The organism is Achromobacter maghribensis (assembly GCF_057334215.1).
In genome coordinates this window covers 105,437-124,731 of record NZ_JBHFII010000039.1, presented here as the reverse complement: position 1 = coordinate 124,731, position 19,295 = coordinate 105,437, and the positions used below count along the sequence as shown (strand labels likewise).

General features: G+C 64.6%; 17 protein-coding genes. 14 read left to right on the top strand and 3 right to left on the bottom strand.

Annotated elements, in window-relative coordinates; translation table 11 throughout:
• The 6 genes from ACE039_RS16160 to ACE039_RS16135 all read left to right on the top strand — a co-directional run.
• A partial coding sequence (locus ACE039_RS16160) for a magnesium and cobalt transport protein CorA (RefSeq protein WP_485822813.1) occupies nucleotides 1-631 on the top strand: 631 nt, incomplete at its 5' end.
• A gap of 104 nt (nucleotides 632-735) precedes the next feature.
• Entirely contained in the window at nucleotides 736-1,404 is a 669-nt protein-coding gene (locus tag ACE039_RS16155; protein WP_448710723.1) for a thermonuclease family protein, read from the top strand.
• Between the two features lie 132 nt (nucleotides 1,405-1,536).
• Nucleotides 1,537-3,771 (top strand): ABC transporter substrate-binding protein, encoded by a 2,235-nt coding sequence (locus ACE039_RS16150; protein WP_485822812.1) that lies wholly within the window; start codon nucleotides 1,537-1,539, stop codon nucleotides 3,769-3,771.
• Nucleotides 3,768-4,745, top strand: a complete 978-nt coding sequence (locus ACE039_RS16145) for an ABC transporter permease (RefSeq protein WP_105556592.1) — start codon at nucleotides 3,768-3,770, stop codon at nucleotides 4,743-4,745. Before ACE039_RS16150 ends, ACE039_RS16145 begins: the two co-directional genes overlap by 4 nt.
• Nucleotides 4,746-4,750: 5 nt before the next feature.
• The gene (locus ACE039_RS16140; RefSeq protein WP_105556591.1) at nucleotides 4,751-6,259 is read left to right on the top strand and encodes an ABC transporter permease; all 1,509 of its coding nucleotides are present in this window, start codon (nucleotides 4,751-4,753) and stop codon (nucleotides 6,257-6,259) included.
• Entirely contained in the window at nucleotides 6,256-7,965 is a 1,710-nt protein-coding gene (locus tag ACE039_RS16135; RefSeq protein ID WP_485822811.1) for an ABC transporter ATP-binding protein, read from the top strand. The genes ACE039_RS16140 and ACE039_RS16135 overlap by 4 nt, the downstream gene beginning before the upstream one ends.
• Before the next feature lie 67 nt (nucleotides 7,966-8,032).
• Here ACE039_RS16135 and ACE039_RS16130 read toward each other — a convergent pair whose 3' ends face one another.
• The 3 genes from ACE039_RS16130 to ACE039_RS16120 all read right to left on the bottom strand — a co-directional run bounded on the left by ACE039_RS16130 (nucleotide 8,033) and on the right by ACE039_RS16120 (nucleotide 12,387).
• Nucleotides 8,033-8,581, bottom strand: coding sequence for a MarR family winged helix-turn-helix transcriptional regulator (locus ACE039_RS16130; protein WP_105556589.1), 549 nt, complete (start codon nucleotides 8,579-8,581; stop codon nucleotides 8,033-8,035).
• Nucleotides 8,582-8,609: 28 nt separating this feature from the next.
• Nucleotides 8,610-10,334 (bottom strand): collagen-like triple helix repeat-containing protein, encoded by a 1,725-nt coding sequence (locus ACE039_RS16125; protein ID WP_485822810.1) that lies wholly within the window; start codon nucleotides 10,332-10,334, stop codon nucleotides 8,610-8,612.
• 343 nt (nucleotides 10,335-10,677) lie between these two features.
• A complete protein-coding gene (locus ACE039_RS16120; RefSeq protein WP_485822809.1) occupies nucleotides 10,678-12,387 on the bottom strand; it encodes a ShlB/FhaC/HecB family hemolysin secretion/activation protein in 1,710 nt (569 codons plus the stop codon).
• Nucleotides 12,388-12,876: 489 nt separating this feature from the next.
• Between ACE039_RS16120 and ACE039_RS16115 the strand changes: the two genes are divergently transcribed.
• The 8 genes from ACE039_RS16115 (at nucleotide 12,877) to ACE039_RS16080 (ending at nucleotide 19,291) form a co-directional block, all read left to right on the top strand.
• The gene (locus ACE039_RS16115) at nucleotides 12,877-13,707 is read left to right on the top strand and encodes an MHYT domain-containing protein (protein WP_105556586.1); all 831 of its coding nucleotides are present in this window, start codon (nucleotides 12,877-12,879) and stop codon (nucleotides 13,705-13,707) included.
• A gap of 120 nt (nucleotides 13,708-13,827) precedes the next feature.
• Nucleotides 13,828-14,010 (top strand): Flp family type IVb pilin, encoded by a 183-nt coding sequence (locus ACE039_RS16110; RefSeq protein WP_105556585.1) that lies wholly within the window; start codon nucleotides 13,828-13,830, stop codon nucleotides 14,008-14,010.
• 127 nt (nucleotides 14,011-14,137) lie between these two features.
• Complete coding sequence (locus tag ACE039_RS16105) at nucleotides 14,138-14,659, top strand: prepilin peptidase (RefSeq protein WP_485822808.1); 522 nt, start codon at nucleotides 14,138-14,140, stop codon at nucleotides 14,657-14,659.
• Nucleotides 14,596-15,057, top strand: a complete 462-nt coding sequence (locus tag ACE039_RS16100) for a TadE/TadG family type IV pilus assembly protein (RefSeq protein WP_105556583.1) — start codon at nucleotides 14,596-14,598, stop codon at nucleotides 15,055-15,057. The genes ACE039_RS16105 and ACE039_RS16100 overlap by 64 nt, the downstream gene beginning before the upstream one ends.
• A gap of 1 nt (nucleotide 15,058) precedes the next feature.
• Entirely contained in the window at nucleotides 15,059-15,550 is a 492-nt protein-coding gene (locus ACE039_RS16095) for a TadE/TadG family type IV pilus assembly protein (RefSeq protein ID WP_448712552.1), read from the top strand.
• Nucleotides 15,547-16,515: a Flp pilus assembly protein CpaB gene (cpaB, locus tag ACE039_RS16090; RefSeq protein WP_485822807.1), complete on the top strand. Its 969-nt coding sequence runs from the start codon at nucleotides 15,547-15,549 to the stop codon at nucleotides 16,513-16,515. The genes ACE039_RS16095 and cpaB overlap by 4 nt, the downstream gene beginning before the upstream one ends.
• 65 nt (nucleotides 16,516-16,580) lie before the next feature.
• Entirely contained in the window at nucleotides 16,581-17,951 is a 1,371-nt protein-coding gene (locus ACE039_RS16085) for a type II and III secretion system protein family protein (RefSeq protein ID WP_485822806.1), read from the top strand.
• Nucleotides 17,948-19,291 carry a pilus assembly protein CpaE gene (locus ACE039_RS16080; protein ID WP_448712555.1) on the top strand — a complete coding sequence of 448 codons (1,344 nt, stop codon included), beginning with the start codon at nucleotides 17,948-17,950 and terminating at the stop codon, nucleotides 19,289-19,291. Before ACE039_RS16085 ends, ACE039_RS16080 begins: the two co-directional genes overlap by 4 nt.
• Nucleotides 19,292-19,295: the final 4 nt, after the last annotated feature.

Here is a 19,295-nt window from a genome sequence, read left to right as displayed (position 1 = left end):
CGCCACGGCGGCCCATAGCCCCTTGCGGGAACGGTTGGAGGCCGCGCCCGACCTGCTCAAGCGCGGCAGCGACTACGTGGCGTCCGAGGTGCTGGACTGGCTGGTCGACCGCTATGTGGCCGCTGCGGGAAAGATCGAAAGCGTGGTCGAAGGGGCCGAGCAGAAACTGCTGATCCGAGGCGCCAAAGATTCCGATATCCGCAGGCTGTATCGCCAGCGGCGTGACCTGCTGCGCATCCACACCGTGGTGTCGCCGTTGGCCGAGATCTGCCGCCGTCTGGCCCGGGTCGAGATGTCGGCCGTGGACGAACATGCGCGTCCTTATTTTGGCGAAGTCGCCGACCGCGTGCTGCGTGTGGACGAACTGTTCAACGCCTTGCGCGAGTCGCTGGCCTTCGCGTTTGAAGCCAGCCTGATGATCGGCCAGGCCGCGCAGAATGACACCACCCGCAAACTGGCCTCCTGGGCCGCCATCCTGGCCGTGCCCACGGCCATCGCCGGCATCTACGGCATGAACTTCGAGTTCATGCCCGAACTGAAGTCGCCCTGGGGTTATCCGGTCACCCTGGGCGTCATCGTGTCGATCTGTTCCGTCTTGTATTGGCGCTTTCGCAGATCGGGTTGGCTGTAAGGCGATAAGGCGATCGCGCCGGGCGGTCGTTTTCCGCACGGCAGGCGGCCGGAGCCGCCCCGGGTATGGCACACTTCCTGCGTTTCCAATCCGGAGCCTGGCCAGTGCGTGGCAAACCTTCCTTTCGCGGCGGCAGCAAGCTGACCGCCCTGATCGTCGCTGTGATCCTCGCGGCGGCTGGCGCCATCGTCAACTGGCTGCAACCGTCCGGGCGTGACGAGGCTCGGCCGCCCGCGTCCGGCGCATCGACCCCGGCGCCGACCCGCACGCCGTCGGGCCCTGCGCTGGCGGGCGGGGTGCCCCAAGGCAGCTACACGCTGACCGGCACCGTCGTCAACGTGGCCGACGGCGATACCGTCACGTTGCGCGCCCCGGACGGCCAGCGGCGCATCCGCATGGATAGCATCGATGCGCCGGAAGAGGGCCATGGCGCCGACCAGCCGGGGCAGCCCTATGCCGAGGCATCGCGCAAGAACCTGGCCAGCCTGGTGGCAGGCAAAACCCTGACGGCCCAGTGCTACGAGAGCGACCAGTACGGCCGCGACGTGTGCGCCCTGATCCTGGAAGACGGCCGTTCGGCCAATCGCGTGCAAGTGGAATCCGGCTATGCCTGGGCCTACACGGCCAGAAAAGGCGACTACCTGCGCGACAAGGCCATGCCCGACCTGCAACGCCAGGCCAAGGCCGCCGGGCGCGGCCTGTGGGTGCAGCAAGGCGCCATGCAACCCTGGAAATGGCGCTACGACTGCTGGCGCCAGCGCCAGTGCGGCTGAGTCGGGCGGCGTTCCGTCGGGCGGCGAACCGTCGGGCGGCGATCCGTCGGGCGCCGCTAGGGGGATGCCTGGGTATTGGCTCCGTCCCGCGTTTGCTATCCTCTGTCGCAACGATTTGAAGGGAAGGTTTCCATGCGTGCATTCAAGCGGCTCTGGGCGACGGCCACGCTGCTGTTGCTGGCAGTGGCGGGCTGCTCGCAAGAAAGCCCCATCAACAGCCCGTATCCATCCGGCGCGGAAGGCCAGAATACGTTCTACTCCGCATTCACGCAGCGTTCGCCGAAGTATCTGGACCCGGCCAGCTCTTATTCCGTCGACGAAACGCCTTATACCTACAACATCTATGAGACGTTGTACGGCTATCACTACTTGAAGCGTCCCTACGAGCTGGTGCCGCGCTCGGCCGAATCCATCGCGCCGCCGGTCTACCTCGACGCCCAGGGCAATACGCTGCCCGCCGATGCGCCCGGCGCACAGATCGCTGAAAGCATCTACGACATCAAGATCCGTCCTGGCGTGCGCTTTCAGCCGCACCCGGCCTTTGCCCGCAAGACCGACGGCAGCTACGACTATTTCCCGCTGGCCGACGGCGAGCTCGACGACAAGTTCTATATTCCCGATTTTCCGCGCACCGGCACGCGCGAACTTACCGCCGACGATTACGTTTACGCGTTCCGCCGGCTGGCCAGCCCGCGGGTGGTGTCGCCGGTCTATTCGGTGATGGCGGACCACATCCAGGGCATGAAGGACTACGGCGACCGCCTGCGCCAGCGCGACCGCGACATGCGGCGCGACCTGCCCGGCGGCAGCACGCCACCCTGGCTGGACTTGCGCGAAGCGGACGGCTTCACTGGCGTCCAGGCGCTTGACCCGCACACGCTGCGCATCCGCGTCAACGGCAAGTATCCCCAGTTCAAGTATTGGCTGGCCATGACGTTCACGGCGCCCATCCCCTGGGAGGCCGACCGTTTCTACAATCAGCCGGGCATGGCCTCGCACGACCTGTCGCTAAACACCTGGCCGGTAGGCACCGGCCCCTACATGCTGGCCGAATCGCTGCCAAACCGCCGCCACGTGCTGGTGCGTAATCCCAATTTCCATGGCGAACCCTATCCTTGCGACGGCGAGGCGGGGGACAAGGCGGCCGGCTTGCTGGCCGACTGCGGCAAGCCCACGCCCTTCATCGACCGGGTCGTGTTCAGCCTGGAAAAGGAAGCCATCCCGCTGATTGGCAAATTCATGCAAGGCTATTACGACGCCCCGCAGATCGAGCGCGGCGAGTACGGCGTGGCGATGCTGGTCGCGGCCGGAGACAGCCAGGACAAGGCCAGGCAGTACCGCGAGCGCGGCATCCGGCTGCCCACCACTGTCGAAACCGCCAACTGGTACATGGGTTTCAACTGGATGGACCCGGTGGTGGGCAAGGGCGATACGCCCGAGCAGGCGGAGAAGAACCGCAAATTGCGCCAAGCCATCAGCATCGTGTTCGATTGGGAAGAATACGTGGCGGTGTTCGAGAACAGCCAGGCATCCGTGGCGCAAGGGCCGGTGCCGCCGGGCGTGCTGGGTTACCGCGAACTGCCCGAAGGCGTGAACCCCGTCGTGTATGACCTGGTCGACGGCAAGCCCGTGCGCAAGTCCGTCGACGTTGCCCGCCGCCTGCTGGCCGAAGCCGGCTACCCCGATGGCCGAAACGCCAAGACCGGGGCGCCGCTGGTGCTGTACTACGACGCGATGCAGGGCGGCGGGTCGAATCCGCAGTTCGACTGGATGCGCCGCCAGATGAGCAAGATCGGCGTGCAACTGGACCTGCGCTCGACCGATTACAACCGCTTCCAGGACAAGATGACGCGCGGCGCGGCGCAGATTTTCTATTGGGGGTGGAACGCCGACTATCCCGACGCCGAGAATTTCCTGTTCCTGCTGTACGGCCCCAATGCCAAGGCCAAAGGCGGCGGCGAAAACGCGGCCAACTACGACAGCCCCGAATTCAACAAGCTGTTCGAGCAAATGAAATTCCTGGACGACGGCCCGGAAAAAGAAAAGCTGATCGCCAGGATGGTCGACATCGTGCAGCGCGACGCGCCCTGGATGTTCGGCTTCTTCCCGATGTCGGGCGGTGCCTACCAGCAATGGGTCGGTAACGCCAAGCCCACGCAGATGGTGCGCAACACGCTTCAATACCTGAAGCTCGATCCCGCCTTGCGGCAGCAGAAGATCGACGAATGGAACTTCCCCCGCTGGTGGCCCATCGGCTTGTTGGTGCTGCTGCTGGCGTTGGCGATCTGGCCGTCCTACGTCGCGCTCAAGCGCCGCGAGCGCCAGACGGCCTTCGGACCGGGCGTACGCAAGGAGCATCAATCATGATCGGCTATGTAATCCGCCGGCTGCTGTATGGCGTGCTGATTCTGATCGGCGTGAACCTCTTTACCTTCATCCTGTTCTTCGCGGTCAACACGCCCGACGACATGGCGCGCCTGGCCATCGGCGGGCAGCGCGCCAGCCAGGACGCGGTGGAAAAATGGAAGGTCGAGCGCGGCTACGACAAGCCGCTGTTCTTCAACGCCCGGGCGCAAGGGGCGGCCCAACTGACCGATACCGTCTTCTACCAGCGTTCCGTGCCCTTGCTGGTGATGGAGTTTGGCGCGTCCGACAGCGGCCGCGATATCGGCCGCGAGATCAAGACCCGGATGGGGCCCAGCCTGGCGCTGGCGGTGCCCACCTTCATTCTGGGACTTTTCGTCAGCATCGTCTTCTCGTTGACGCTGGTGTATTTCCGGGCGACACGGCTGGATTTCTGGGGCGTGGTGGCGTGCGTGCTGCTGCTGTCGATTTCCAGCCTGTTCTACATCATCGCGGGCCAATGGGTCTTCGCCAAGCTCATGCGCCTTGTGCCGTTCTCGGGCTTTGCGGGGGGGCTCGACGTCGTCAAGTTCCTGGCGCTGCCGGTGCTGGTCGCGATCGTCTCCCGCCTGGGGCCCGAAGCGCGCTTCTACCGCACCTTGTTCCTGGAAGAAATCGGCAAGGACTACGTGCGCACCGCACGCGCCAAGGGGCTGGCGGAACGCGTGGTGCTGTTCCGGCACGTGCTGCGCAACGCCATGCTGCCCATCCTGACCAGCACGGTCGCCGCCTTGCCGCTGCTGTTCATGGGCAGCCTGATCGCGGAATCGTTCTTCGGCATTCCGGGCCTGGGCAGCTACACCATCGACGCCATCAACGCACAGGACTTTTCCGTCGTGCGCGCCATGGTGTTCCTGGGCGCCGCCCTCTACATCGTGGGGCTGATCCTGGCCGATATTTCCTACACGCTGGCTGATCCCCGCGTCCGTTTCGAGTAGCCGCCATGCCAAAGATCGTCTTCTTGTGGACCGATGTCGCGCTGTGGCTGATGGCGCTTAGCGCGCTGGCCTACGTATGGCGCGTGCGCCGCAGTCCCAACTTGCGCGCGACCTGGGGGCGCGTGGCCCGCGATACGCCGGCCATGTGTTCGGCCGTGGTACTGGTCGCGTTCACCCTGGTGGGCCTGCTGGACTCCGTGCATTACCGTCCGCTGCTTCCGCCCGTGCCGGGCGCTGCCGCCGGGGCGCCGCCGGTCTACGCGCCCGTCGTCAAATCGGCATTGGACGGCCTGCTGTCGGACACGGTACTGACCCGCCCCGAGAAGAATTATTCGCAGCCGCTGGCGGCGAACCTGTTCCTCAAGGAAACCATGGTGGTGGACGGCAAGCCGGTGCGCGACTACCCGCGCTTGCGCGGCGCCGCCACGCATCTGGCCGACGTCGAAAAAGAACACACGGGCGATGTCCTCAGGCGTCTGGCGATCGGCCTGGCCGCCGGACTCGGCGTGGCGCTGCTGGCGGCGGCCATTTTGTACGCGTGCCTGGCGCGGCACGCCGGATCGGCATCCGAGGCGGCCAGCCAATTGCTGGGCGGCCAATCGGATATCCCCTGGCGCGCGATGACGGTCACGTTCACGTTGCTGTGTCTGGCGGCCGGCGCGCTGGCCGGGCTGTCCAGCGGTTATCACGCGCTGGGTACCGACCGCATCGGTAACGACGTGCTGTGGCAAGCGCTTAAAAGCATCCGCACCGCGTTGGTGATCGGTAGCCTGACCACCATTGCCATGCTGCCGCCCGCCATCATTTTCGGCATCGCGGCGGGTTACTTCAAGGGCAAGGTCGACGATGCGATCCAATACCTGTACACCACCATCACCTCGATTCCCGGCGTGTTGCTGGTGGCGGCCTGCGCGCTGATGATGCAGGTCTACATCGATAACCATTCCGATCTGTTCGACACGTCGGTGGCTCGCGCGGATCTACGACTGTTCCTGCTTTGCATGATCCTCGGCCTGACCGGCTGGGCCGGTTTGTGCCGCCTGTTGCGCGCGGAAACGCTCAAGCTGCGCGAACTGGAATACGTGCAGGCGGCGCGCGCGTTCGGCGTATCGCACTGGCGCATCATGACGCGCCACCTGCTGCCCAACGTGGCGCACCTGGTGCTGATCACCGTGGTGCTGGAATTTTCGGGTCTGGTGCTCTATGAGGCCGTGCTGTCCTACCTGGGCATCGGTGTGGATCCCAGCATGAATTCCTTTGGCTCCATGATCAATGGCGCCCGGCTGGAAATGTCGCGCGATCCCATGATCTGGTGGAGCCTGATGACCGCTTTCATTTTCATGCTGGCGCTGGTGCTGGCGGCCAACCTGTTCGCCGATGCCGTGCGCGACGCGTTCGATCCGCGCACGCGCCGCTACAAGCCTAGCCGCCTGGCGCGCCTGGGCGGTTTTCTGGGCCGCCGTCCGGCGCTGGCCGCCGGCCCGCGTCCGTCCAAATCCGGAGAAGCGCCATGAGCCGCGACACGCCTTTGCTCGAGGTGCACGGTCTTGACGTGGACATCGCCGGCGAAAGCGGCATGACGCACGCGGTCAAGCGTCTGCAGCTGGCCATCTCCCAACGGCAGACCTTTGCGCTGGTCGGTGAATCCGGATGCGGCAAGAGCATGACGGCGCTGGCGTTGCTGCGCCTGTTGCCCGACGCCGGCCGTATCGTCGGCGGGCAGATTGCGCTGGACGGCGAAGACCTCAACCGCCTGCCGGAAAGCGCCATGCGCGGCGTGCGTGGCGGGCGGATCGGCATCATTTTCCAGGAACCGTCCACCAGCCTGAATCCGGTCATGCGGGTGGGCGACCAGATCATCGAAACGTTGACGGCGCACACGCCCTTGCGCGGTGCTGCCGCCCGCGCCCGCGCGGTGGATTGGCTGCGGCGGGTGGGCATTCCCGAACCCGAGCGGCGGGTGGACGACTACCCGTTCCAATTCTCGGGCGGGCAGAAGCAGCGCGTCATGATCGCCATCGCGTTGGCGGCCGAGCCGCTGCTGCTGATCGCGGACGAACCCACCACCGCGCTTGACGTCACGGTGCAGGCGCAAGTCCTGGATCTGCTGGCGGACATCCAGCGCGAGATGGGCATGGCCGTGCTGCTCATCACGCACGATCTTGCGGTGGTGAAGAACGTGGCGCATCACGTGGCGCTCATGCGCGGCGGAGAAATCGTTGAAAGCGCCAGCGCCGACGCGTTCTTTCACGCGCCCAAGCATCCCTATGCCCGTCAATTGTTCGAGGCCATTCCTACATTCGAAAAGCGCGGCATTCCGCTGACCGCACAGCGCCGGCAAGCGATCGCGCGCGAAGCCGGCATCCCGGCAGGCCCGCGCGCGGCGCGCCAGGCCGGCGAGGTCGTGCTGGACGTTCAAGACCTGAAAGTGCATTACCCCGTCCGCAAAGGCCCGTTGCGCCGGATCGTGTCCTGGGTCAAGGCCGTCGACGGCGTGACGTTCTCTCTGCGTGCGGGCGAAACGCTGGCGCTGCTGGGCGAATCCGGTTGCGGCAAAACGACGACAGGCAAGGCGCTGCTGCGCCTGATCGAGGGCGCGCGAATTTCCGGCCGGGCGATGTTGCAGGGCAAGGATGCGCTGTCGGCCGACCGCCGCACGTTACGCAACTTGCGTCAGGACCTCCAGATCGTGTTCCAGGATCCCTATGCGTCGCTGGATCCGCGCATGCGCGTGGGCGACATCCTGGACGAGGGCTTGGCCTCTCTGCGCCGAGGCATGGGCAGAGAAGCGCGCGCGGCGCACGCGGCGCAACTGATCGAGCGGGTGGGCCTGCCTGTCGATACGCTGACGCGCTATCCGCACGAATTTTCCGGCGGCCAACGCCAGCGCATTGCGATTGCCCGGGCGTTGGCGGTTGAACCCAAAGTGCTGATCTGCGACGAACCCACGTCGGCGCTCGACGTTTCCGTCCAGGCCCAGATTCTGGACCTGCTGCGCGAACTTCAGGACGAACTCGGTATCGCCTACCTGTTCATTACGCACAATTTCGGCGTGGTCGAATACCTGGCAGACCGGATCGCCGTCATGGATGGCGGACGCATCATCGAACTGGGGCAGGCCGACGCCGTGCTGCATGCGCCGCGCCAGGACCTCACGCGCCGGTTGCTGGCAGCAGTTCCGCGCTTGCAGTTCGGCACGTTGCCTGACCAGGAGCCATGAAAAACACGCCCTGATCCGGGTGGATCAGGGCGTGCGGGGCAGTCTGCGTACCGCGCGAGGTTCGGGGTCAGTGATCCTCGTGATGCGCGCTGCGCGTTTCCAGCCAAACCAGCGTGTCGTGTCTCAAGGTGCGGACGCATTGGGCCAGGAAGGCATGTACCGTTTCCAGTTCGGTGGTGTCGTAGCGGCGCGCCATCAGCATCACCGCGTCGGCGATCCACTGCCGTTCCTGGGATAGATGCTGGCATTGTTCCTCGACCGGCCGGATCACGATCATCCGGCGATCCAGCGGGTGGCGGCCGCGCTGCACATAGCCTGCCGCCTCCAGCCGGTTGATCAAGGCGGTCGCGCCGCCGGAGCTGATGCCCATCAACTGGGCGAGCTGCCCGGTGGGCAGGGCATCGAACTCCATCACCAGTTCCAGCGCCTTCAGATCCGCCAGGGGAATACCCAGCTTTTCCGCCAACGCCGACTGGCACGCGGCGTTGTACACCGAAAACTGCCGACCCAGCATCAGGGCGATATCGTCAAGCATTCCCGGGCGCAGGTCACTCGTGCGAGATTCAGGCATCACGGTCACATGCTCATGGTGAACGATGGTTTCTTGTTGCAGCATGATGTCGCTCCCTTGCGAATGTGGTGGTTTACTTCTTGGCCGACAGGCCGCCCAGCAGGCCACCCAACAGGCCGCCGTTCGTCGTGCCGCCGGTGGTCGTCGACGATCCCGTCACGCCGCTCGTCACGCCGCCCAGCAACCCGCCCAGCAAGCCGCCGTTGGTCGTGCCCGCACCGGCTGCGCCGCCCGCGCTGGCGCCCGCGCTAGCGCCCGTGCCCGTGGTCGCGCCGACCGAGACACCGCCAACCACGCCGCCCAGCAAGCCACCCAGCAAGCCGCCGTTGGTCGCGCCGCCCGACGTTCCGCCGGTTGCGCCACCGGTCGCCCCTCCCGTCGTTGCGCCCGTCACGCCAGCCAGCAGGCCACCCAGCAGGCCCCCGTTGGCAGTGCCGCCGGTGGTGCCGCCGGTGGCGCCACCGACTGCGCCGGTCACCCCGCCCAGCAAGCCCGTCACCGGCGCCAGCAGACCGCCCACGCCGCCCGCGGCCGGGGTGCCGCCCACGCCGCCCACACCACCGAGAATGCCGGTGATCGGGCTCAGCAAACCGCCCGTGCCGCCGGCGCCACCCGTCAGGCCGCCGGTCACGCCGCCCAGACCCAGGCCTGCGGTCAATGAAGCGACTGCGCCCGTGGCGTTCGCCAGCGTCGCGCCCAGCGGGTTCGGATTGGCCGGCGAGGCGTTCAGCAAGCCGCCCGCGCTGGCGACGGCGCCACCCAGGCCTTGCAGCACGCCGTTCAGCCCGGCCGTATTGCCCGGCAGCGAAGTGCCGGCCGAAGCCAGCGTGCCACCCAGATTCGACAACAGGCCGGCGACGGGTGCGCCCAGCTTGGTGGTCGCGCCCAGTTGTTGCGTCAGGCCGGTGACCGTGCCAGCCAGCGGGCTGGCCGTGGGGTCAAGCGCGGCGCCAATGCCGGCCAGCGTCGGCTGCAATCCCAGGGGTAAAACGTTATCCACGGTCTTGCCTACGTTGCCCAACGCCGGCTCCAGGAGCGGCGTGGAGGGGCCACCCAGCACGCCGCCCGTGATGCCGCCAACGGCTTGGGTGACGGGATTCAACAGACCGCCCTGGCCGGAAAGGCCGGCGGTCAAGGCGCCCACGGCACCCGTGGCGTTACCGAGGATTGTCGTGAGTGGTTGCGGATTCGCGGGGTCGGCGTTCAGCAGGCCGCCGGTGCTGGCGACCGTCTTGCCCAAACCATCGACCAGGCCACCCAGGCCGGTACTCAGCCCGCCTGGCAGGCCGGTGCCCTTGACGGTGGTGCCCAAGTCGCTGACCAGGCCGCCCACTTGCTTGGTGACGCCGTCCACGGGTTGGCCCAAGCCGGTCGTGGCGCCCACTTCCTGGGTCAGTCCCACCACGGTATTGACGACGGGCGCCAAGGTGGGGTCCAGCGCTTTGCCCACGCCGCCCAGCGTCGTGTCCAGATTCAGGGGCAAGGTGTTGTCCACGGCACCGCCGGTATTGCCCAACGTGGTTTGCAACAGGCCGGCCGTCACGGGATTGACGGGTGTGTTGGGATCGGTGCCGCCAGGATTCGTCGGATCCGTACCGCCCGGGTTGGTACCGCCGGGATTGGTGCCGCCAGGATTAGTGCCGCCAGGATTGGTCGGAATATCGGTGCCCGGCAGGCCGGCGGACTTCTTGCCGCCTCCGCCGCCTCCGCAAGCCGCCAACGCGCTCATCAGCGCTGCGGCCATGACGGTGGAGGTCAAAATACGTTGAATGCGCTTTGCGTCGACTTTGGTATACATGGCGAGCTCCAGGGTTGGAAGGTCAGGCAATGAAACTGCCCGATACGTCTCTACATGCATAAACCGTGCCAATATTTTGCAATGGCGCTGTCGCGTCGCTTGCGTTCGCGATTTATCGCCAGGAAAAGCCTTGAATATCAGCGAGATAGCAGGGCGTTAAAGGGTTTGTACCAATATTGGGAAACCCTCATTTTTGCGACGGCGAAAACCCTGCGAATGTTACGAATGACGGGTTATTGCCCGTTACGTTACGGGCAACGTTACGTAACGTCAGGGGTGGAATAGGCGAAAAAAAGCGCCTGTGAAAACAGGCGCGGGTCAGTCCGGCAGGGCGGCCGTCAGGTCAGAACGCGTCGTAGAACAAGGAATAGTTGGCGTTGAAGCGCACGTTCCGATCATCGCTGACGGGGGCCGAGCCGATGGGCTTGGCCACGTTGAAATCGAATAGATAGTATTTATCGTCCGTGAACCGCAGGCCCAGGGCGACTGAAGACAAATGCCGCTGGTTCAGTTCCTGCAAGCCCTTGTTGTTGTACCAGGTGCGCGCGTAGTCCACCAAGGCATACGGCTGTACGCTCGACAGGTATTCCCAGCCCGTGCCAAAACGGCGGTTCACTTCGGCCGATACGCCGACGCCTTTGTCGCCGCTTTGCTCGCCTTGCGCGTAGCCCATGGCATATCTCCAGCTGCCGAAAGAAACCTGCTCTGACGAAGGCAGGATATTGCTGGAGTATTGGGCGGCTCCTGAAAACGTCAATCCGAACTGCGCCGGCAACGCAAACGTCTGTTTCGCGTTGAGGTTGTATCGGGTGAAATCCAGGTCAAGGATCGGCGTGGCCGAATACCCGTAATTGGTCGAGATGTCTTTTTTGGCGCCGGCTGCGTCAAACCCCTTGGAAACGCTTGCGGTAACGTCCGTGGTCTTGCTTTCCGACACCTGGATATATCGCAGCTCCATGTTCGCGGCACGGACCCTTGCGTCCTGCTGCAGCCACAGGTCCGAGGTCCGGGAATCGTACCGGTCCTTGGAATTGGCCGCGTAGACGCCCAGCGTGCCGGTCAAGGACCGCGTGTTGTTCAGCAGAAACGGATAACTGACGCCGACGCCGATGCGGTCGTTTTTCACCCGCCGCTCGAATCCCAGATATTCGATGGCATCGTCCTGGGGTTTGGCGTCGTAGTGATAACCGTCGACCTTGATCGCCAGGCCGTCCGGGCCGATCGGCACGCGGACCTCGCCCATGACGTATTTAACGTCGTCGGTGTTGAACGGCACGGACGCGGTCAGTTTCACCTGTTCGCCCAGCGGTGTCAGGCTATTGGTGCCCATATTGACCAGCGGTTGCATGCCGGTGCCAAGATCGGCAATACCGGCCGTGACGCTAACCGGCTGGCGAGTGGCGCTCAGCACCAGTTCCGTCGCACCATCCGCGCGGCGTGGCAGGTCCAGGTTCGGCGTGAACTTCACGCCGGGCACGGTACGCATCAGATTCAACTGGCGTTCCAGCGTGGCCTGCTGCAAAGGCCGGTCTTCTGTCAACGGGCCGGCCAGTGTTTCCAGACGGTCCAGCGCGTTGCCGATATCGCCTTCGATCCGCACGTTTGCGATATAGCCTTCAACGACCGTCACCACCACCAGCCCATTGGCGAACGTCTGGTTTTGCACCAGCGCGAACGACAGCGGGTATCCCTTGTCGCGGTATAGCTGGGTGATTTTGTCGACCTGTTGCACCAGTTCGCCCAGGCTGATTTCTTTCCCTGACAACGGTGCAAGGATGCCGGACACCTCGTCAAACGGAATGGCGTGTACGCCGCTTACGTCGAAGTTCAGGGGCACGATGCGTTGCGCCAGCCTGGCTTGCAGCGCCAACTGCTCGGGAGTGGCCGTTTCCACCACGGGGGGCGGTTGCTTGGCGCCGGGCGGTGTTTCCAGCCGCGGAAGCGAGTCTACGGGGTTGCCTCGTAGCGGCCCGTCCGCGCGCACATTCGCACTGAAGGCAAGGGCGCAGATTAGGGTGAGGGTAAGCGGACTTGCCGGGTACGTACGTCTCATGCCTTTTATATCTCTCGTTTCTGCGGGCGCCGTTCTGTCGTGCTCCGATATTAGTTAAATATCGAAAATATTCAGGGACATAACATTAGTAAAAGTGCTTCCGTGCGCCGTAGGCGGTATGGTGCCAGCCGCTCCAGATAATGACAATTTATTTCATTGTGACCAATCGGACACGACCAGATAACAACATTGCGAAATGCTTAGCAACCGATGCGTAATCGAAATATCAGGGTTAACTAGCGGTTTTTAATACGATCGATATGAATTTGGGGATATCCGTTACATGTCTGTTGCCTGAGTATCGCGAATATCGGTGTAAACCCTGATGTGTATTAAATGTTAATAGATAAGACTATATAAACGTATCAAAACACATCGATTTTTCAGGCTATCGGGAGTCCACAAGATGGGCGCGTGTGACTGCAGTACTTCTCGGAAAAGCCTGCCGGCGCAACGCCACGATTGCGGACTATTTCACTGGGGCCATGCATGAGCCCGGGTGATGTCGTTCCCCTGTCGTTCCATGCCGGTCTGGTCGCGCTGTCGTTCCTGACCGCGGTATTGGGCTCGTACGTGGCACTGCTCGCCGCGGCGGGCATTCGCACCGAAACGCAGGACGGTGAAATACGGATCGGTTACATCCTCATTGGCGCTGTCGCCATGGGCGGGGTGGGTATCTGGAGCATGCATTTCATTGGCATGCAGGCGCAGAACCTGCCTTTCGAAGTGGGCTACCAGGTTGGCCTGACCATACTCAGTTTCATCGTGGCCGCCGGTTTTTCCGGCTGGGCATTCTGGTATGTCGGCCGCGACCGTTTCACTTTTGGGCGCTGCCTGGTGGGCGGTCTTGCCGCCGGCTTGGGCGTCGCGGCGATGCATTATCTGGGCATGGGCGCCATGCGCATGCCGGCGGTATTGCTTTGGAATTTGCCGATGGTTGTTTTATCGGTGCTTATCGCGGTAATCGCGGCGTCAGCCGCGCTGTGGCTGGCTTTCAATACGCAGAATGAGTTTCAGCGCGGCGGAGCCGCCATTTTGATGGCGATAGCCGTGTGCGGCATGCATTACACCGGCGCTGCCGCCGGTACGGTCATTTGCACAACGCCTCGTGACTATTCCAGTCTGCAAATCGGCGGGCTCATGTTGCCGTATATCGCTTTCGTGCTGTCCGCCGTCACGCTGCTGATCATGCGTTGGCAGTTGCAGCGGGCATCGACTCGCTTTCGCGCCCGCATGGCGCAACGGATCGACTCGTTTATTGAATCGGCGCCGGTGTCGGAGCCTGGCAAGGTGCCAGGGTCCACGCTAGGGCCGGGTTAGCAGGGCCCCGGTTTGCACGCGGGCAAGGAATGCTCCCGCAACGCAGGCAGTTCCGGGCATAGGGGGCTGGTGTCGCATAACGGCGCAGCTCAATTATCAATCGAGTGTCAGGAGCTCGACATGAAAGCGAAACTTGCGCAGTTCTGGAATGACGAAGATGGCATCACTGCCCTGGAATATGGGCTGATTGCTGGGCTGATGGCGGTAGCGATCATCGCTGCAATAGGCTTCTTTACCGGAGGCCTGACCAGTCTGTTCACCGACTTGGGCGCCAAGCTTACCTCCCAAGGCGGGGCCGTTTAACGCCCGGCAAGCCGGTCCATGTCGCGATGGCCCTTTGGGCCATCCGACAGGCAGGCTGCTTGACCCGTTCATGGGTTTTCAGCTGAAACGCTGAAGCCCGGTTTTTGAATTATCGGAAGGTCCCGCCTTGTATCCAGGGGAAGTGTTGTGGTGGCTGCTATTCGCAAGCTGGAGTCTGGTGCTGATCTACAACGATCTGCGCTATCGCCGTGTTCCCAACGCGTTAATCGTTGCCGGGTTCGTGGCACAGCTGCTTTGGTTGGCGGCCGCGTGGGTCATCCCTGGCTGGCTCTACCCGCCCAGATGGACTGGCGGACTCATGGCGCTTGCCGGATTCCTGGCGGCGATTCCATTCCTGTTCTTGTGGAGCCGGCGCCTGATGGGCGCGGGCGACGTCAAAGCCATCGCCATCATCGGGCTGCTTCTGGGGATCGCGCCGCTGATCCTGGTGCTGGTACTGGCGAGCCTGCTGGCCGGCTTGCACAGCTTGCTGGCGCTGATCGCTTCGCGGTACCGGGCGCTGCCTCTCCGCATTCGCCAAGTTCCCTATGCCGCCTACCTGGGAGCCGCCGCGCTCAGCGTGGCGTGTATGCCGTTGAATTCGGCTTGGTATTCGTGGTGTTCTTCCTGGTGTTCTACGCCATTCTGACGTACTCGCTGGTGGCGGCCGCACAACAATCCGTGACGCTTGCCGCGCAAGAAGGCGCGCGCAAGATCTTGCAGTGGCAAGAGGGCGTGCCTTCCTCATTGACCACGCGTGCCAATGCCGGGCGCGATGCCGCCCTGTATCAGGCGCAATGGATTAGTTCCATGTCGGCTGCCGGCGTCCAGGTGGCGGTCTGCGGCAGTACGGGCGCGCTGAGCAGCTCGGCAGGCGGAGCCTGTAGCGGCCGCGCGCTTGCAGAAGGGCAGGTGGAAGTCACGGTGTCTTACGCCTACGGCGCCCATCCGCTGATTCCGGCGCTGCCGCTGCTGCAGGCGGTGCTGATGCCGGCCTCCGGCGTATTGAGCGCCCGCGCCACGGTGCATCTGAATGGGGAACGCTGATATGGACGCCCACGCCCGGCACCGCGAAGGCGGCCCTCGACGCTCCCGTCAGCGCGGTATCGCGGCGCTGGAATTTTCGTTGACCTTGATCATGCTGCTGATGTTCATCTGCGGCGTGCTCAGCTTCGCGGTGCTGTTCTGGATGCAACAGCAATTGGCGTCGGCCGCCACTGATGGCGCCCGCGCGGCGGTGTTCGCCCGCTTCAACGGTCAGCCGAATGTGTCGGCGGCAGCGTGCTCGGCCGCGATGAGCGCATTTTCTTCGGGTTCGGCCGTCGTCTGCGCGACGACCAGTGCGCCATGCGCCTGGAGCGGCTCCGGGGGGCAGCAAGCCAATTGCGCCACCGTCGGGCTGACCTACAACACCCAATCCTGGCCGCTGCTGGCCACCCTGCAGCGCCTGATCACCACGTTGCCCGGAATGGGGCCGAACTGGATTCCTACCCGATTGCATTCGCAAGCCGTTGTTCAGATATCGCAAGGGACACCATGAGCAGTTTGAGCAAGATCGTCGCAGGGTTTTTGTTGGTGGCGGGCCTGGTGCTGGCCTTCGTCGCTTGGCGGCTCGCGTCCGCACCCACCCGTCCGCCGGCAAGCGTCGCGCCCACGGCGTCCGCGCCGGCAGCTGCAGCACCGGTCAAGCTCTATCCGGTCGTCGTGGCCAAAGCGGCGATCCCGGCAGGCTCCAGCATCAACAGCGAGAGCATGCTGAGGGTGGACGAATGGCAGGCGCCGCTATCCGGCGGATACAACGCCGTCGCCGCATTGGAAGGCGCGGTGACGAAGGTCGATATCGCCGCGGGCGATCCGATCCTGCCCAGCTTGCTGGCGCAGGGGCTGGCGCGCCAGTTGAAGGCGGGCGAGCGCGCCGTGGCGATCGCGGTGGATGAAGTGATCGGTGGCGGCAACCGCGTCGCGCCCGGCGACTGGGTGGACGTGTTCTTCATGATCGAAAAGGGTCAGGAAGTGCCTGGCGGCCAGTCGCGGCTGCTGCAATCCCAGGTGCGCGTGTTGGCGTATGGCAAGGATTCCGTGGATGGGCCCGAGAAGGGCTCGGTGGCGCAGCCGGGCGTGCCCGCCCAGTCGGCGCAGCCCGCCAAGACCGCCGTGCTGGCCGTGCCGGTGGAGCGCGTGAATGAACTGATACTGGCCAGCCGTTCCGGCCGCCTGCAATTGGCGCTGCGCCCGTTGAACGACGACAGCGTGCCCGATACGCAATTGTTCGCTCAGCGCGGCACGGTGTTGCCGACGCGCGCGGATTTGACGCCGGAGCAGCGCGAAGCGCTCAAGCAGGGACCGAACCGCGCGTTCGCCGGTGAAAGCCTGGTGCAGCTTGACGGGACGACGACTGCCGCGCGAGTTCCCGCGGCGCCGGTGCGTGGCGCGAATTCCGGCGGGGGCGGCGGCAGGACGGTAGAGATCTTGCGCGGAGACAAATCCGAACGTGTCCGTTATTGAACGTGGCTCCGCGCGGCTTGGCGCCGCGTGTGGCCGGACTCTCTCTTATGACTAGATTCAGCACCATGAAGAACACTCAGCGCACCACCTTGATCTGCGTCCTGTCGGCGGCAGCGGCGATGTCCTGCGGGGGCCTCGCCACCGCGCAGACCGCGGCGTCATCGCCGGGCTCGAATGCGCCGGCGCCGGCCCGCGATCTTGCGTTGTCGGTGAAGGGGCAGCAGACGCTGTTGCTGGACGGCGCGGCTCCGTCCCGCATCGCCATCGGCGACCCTGACGTCGCTGACGTGAAAGTCCTGCCCGCTTCGGGCAAGCGCGCAGGCTCGATACTGGTCTATGGCAAGAAGGCGGGTACGACACAGGTGCAGATATGGAGCGGCAACAATGCGGCGCCGCAGGTGTGGAACGTGCGGGTGGGCGGCAGCGTCCAGGGCGCGCTGGCCACGCGCGGCATCGCCGGCGGCGCCAATGTGGACATCGCCGGAGACCGGGCCGTCGTGTCCGGCCATGCCGAGACCCCGATGGGGCAGGTGGCCTCGGCGGCCATCGCGGCCTCCGCGGTGGGCGGGGAAAAGAACGTCGTCGACGTGTCTTCCGCCGGCACCAGCGGCATTGTGCAGGTCGAGGTCAAGGTCGTCGAGGTGTCGCGCTCGGTGATGAAAGAGGCGGGCATCAACTGGAGCGCCGGCGGCAGCGGCCCGTGGAGCGCATCAGCCAGCCTGGTTCCGACCAACTTCGCGGCGGCGGCATCCGGATTCTCGTTGTTCTACGACACCAATAATTTCAGCGCCAGACTGCGTCTGCTGCAGACCAATGGCATGGCGCGCGTGCTGGCCGAGCCCACGCTGGTGGCCATGACCGGGCAGAGCGCCAGCTTTCTGGCAGGCGGTGAATTGCCTATTCCTGAAGCCGGCGGGCTGGGGACGGTGTCGGTCACGTTCAAGCCGTTCGGTATCGGCTTGACGGTCACGCCCACGGTGCTGTCGCGCGACCGCATTTCGCTGAAAGTGGCGCCCGAGGCCAGCGAGCTGGACTACAACAACGGCGTTACGCTGCACAGCGGCACCGATGGCACCACCTCGACCATACCGGCGTTGCGCACCCGCCGCGCCGACACGACCGTTGAATTGGGCGATGGCGAAAGCTTCGTGATCAGCGGCCTGGTTTCGCGCCAGACCAAAGCCATGGTCAGCAAGGTGCCCTTGCTGGGCGACTTGCCGATCATCGGCTCGTTCTTCCGCAGTCTCGACTACTCGCAAGAGGAAACGGAATTGGTCATCGTCGTGACGCCGCGCCTGGTTCGCCCCATTGCACGCGGGGTGAATCTGCCCTTGCCGGGCGACAAGCAAGAGCGTGCCGATAACGGCTTCAACGCCTGGGGCTACTACCTGACGGGGCCCATGGGCGGCCAGCAAATGCCGGGCTTTTCGCGGTGAACAATATGAAGACACATGCAAGCGAGTGGGTGGGCCTGCAAAACAGCAAGCGATTTTTATTCTGCTCCAAGGGGGCGGATGTCGCGGTGCAATTGGGGCAGGCGCTGGGCGAAATGGGGATGCTGACCCAGGAGTCGCCCAGTACGGAAGAACTGGCGCGGCGTCTGGCGGAAATTTCGCCGCAGGTGGTGTTCCTGGATTTCACGCTAAGCGAAGACGAACCCGGCAAGCTGTTCAAGTCCGCTGAATTGGCGCGTCTGCTGGCGCGCATCGCACCTACACTGCCGCGCGTCGCGGTCGGCCTTTTGAGTCAGCCCGAGGGCGCCATTGCCGCGCTTCGCGCTGGGGTCAGCGATTTTGTCGACCCCACGATCGCACCCCAGGAAATCAAGGACATCGTGCTGCGGCTGCTGGACGCCCAGGCAGACGGCGGACGTGCGGACGGGTCGCGGCGCAGTGTCTTGCTGCTGGGCGCGCGCCCCGGGGTGGGCGCCAGCACCTTGGCCGTGCACCTGGCCCACATGGCCCAAGACCGTCTCAAGCAGGCACACGGGGCACGCGCCATGGCCAGTGGCGGCAAAGGCGCCAAGGCGGCAGCGGCCGAGCCGGGCGCTTCGCTGCCCCTGTCCAGCCGCGTCGCGCTGATGGACCTGGGCTGGCCGGTGGGCGATTGCCAGCTTTATCTGAACATCGGCGGTGAGTTCGATTTCTCGGAGGCGGCGCGCAACCTGCGCCGTCTGGATCCCACGTTGCTGGCTTCGGCCATGCCGCATACGGCCAACGGCCTCAGCGTGTTGTCGCTGCCGCGTGATCTGGGCCTGATGCGCGATGTTTCGCAATCTGATTCGCTGCTGGTGTTCGAACGCATGCGCCAGCATTTCGGTGTGGTGGTCGCCGATTCGGGCGGCTTCACGAATCCGGAGTTCGTGGCCGGCCTGGCGCGCGCGTCGGAACAGAACTGGATCGTGACCGACCAAAGCGTCGGCGCCCTGGTTTCGCTGGCCGGGTTGCTGCAAGAGCTTGAGCACATGCATGTGGACCGCCGCAGCCTGGGCCTGATCGTCAACCGGTATGACGAACGCTACGGCATGACCGCGCAGCAGATCGCCGAGCGCTTCCAGCTGGAACTGGTGGGCACGTTGCCGGACCGCACGCTGGCCTTGATGGTCTGCACCAACCAGGGCCATCTGCTGCATGAGGACGCCGAGCGCGATATCTACGTGCGCGCGGTGCAGACGCTGGTGGAAAAGCTGGGGGCGGAAGAAAGCACGCCCGGTGGGCGGGCAAGCTGGCTGGCCACCTGGCTGCCCGGCGTGCATCGCCGTATGGTCGTCGGTTAACGGA

Excerpts from the sequence above, each read along its gene's own strand:
- ACE039_RS16140 (WP_105556591.1), top strand. The coding sequence starts at position 4,751 with ATGCCAAAGATCGTCTTCTTGTGGACCGATGTCGCGCTGTGGCTGATG.
- ACE039_RS16125 (WP_485822810.1), bottom strand. The coding sequence starts at position 10,334 with ATGTATACCAAAGTCGACGCAAAGCGCATTCAACGTATTTTGACCTCC.
- ACE039_RS16150 (WP_485822812.1), top strand. The coding sequence starts at position 1,537 with ATGCGTGCATTCAAGCGGCTCTGGGCGACGGCCACGCTGCTGTTGCTG.
- ACE039_RS16145 (WP_105556592.1), top strand. The coding sequence starts at position 3,768 with ATGATCGGCTATGTAATCCGCCGGCTGCTGTATGGCGTGCTGATTCTG.
- cpaB (WP_485822807.1), top strand. The coding sequence starts at position 15,547 with ATGAGCAGTTTGAGCAAGATCGTCGCAGGGTTTTTGTTGGTGGCGGGC.
- ACE039_RS16110 (WP_105556585.1), top strand. The coding sequence starts at position 13,828 with ATGAAAGCGAAACTTGCGCAGTTCTGGAATGACGAAGATGGCATCACT.
- ACE039_RS16095 (WP_448712552.1), top strand. The coding sequence starts at position 15,059 with ATGGACGCCCACGCCCGGCACCGCGAAGGCGGCCCTCGACGCTCCCGT.
- ACE039_RS16135 (WP_485822811.1), top strand. The coding sequence starts at position 6,256 with ATGAGCCGCGACACGCCTTTGCTCGAGGTGCACGGTCTTGACGTGGAC.
- ACE039_RS16130 (WP_105556589.1), bottom strand. The coding sequence starts at position 8,581 with ATGCTGCAACAAGAAACCATCGTTCACCATGAGCATGTGACCGTGATG.
- ACE039_RS16085 (WP_485822806.1), top strand. The coding sequence starts at position 16,581 with ATGAAGAACACTCAGCGCACCACCTTGATCTGCGTCCTGTCGGCGGCA.
- ACE039_RS16115 (WP_105556586.1), top strand. The coding sequence starts at position 12,877 with ATGAGCCCGGGTGATGTCGTTCCCCTGTCGTTCCATGCCGGTCTGGTC.
- ACE039_RS16120 (WP_485822809.1), bottom strand. The coding sequence starts at position 12,387 with ATGAGACGTACGTACCCGGCAAGTCCGCTTACCCTCACCCTAATCTGC.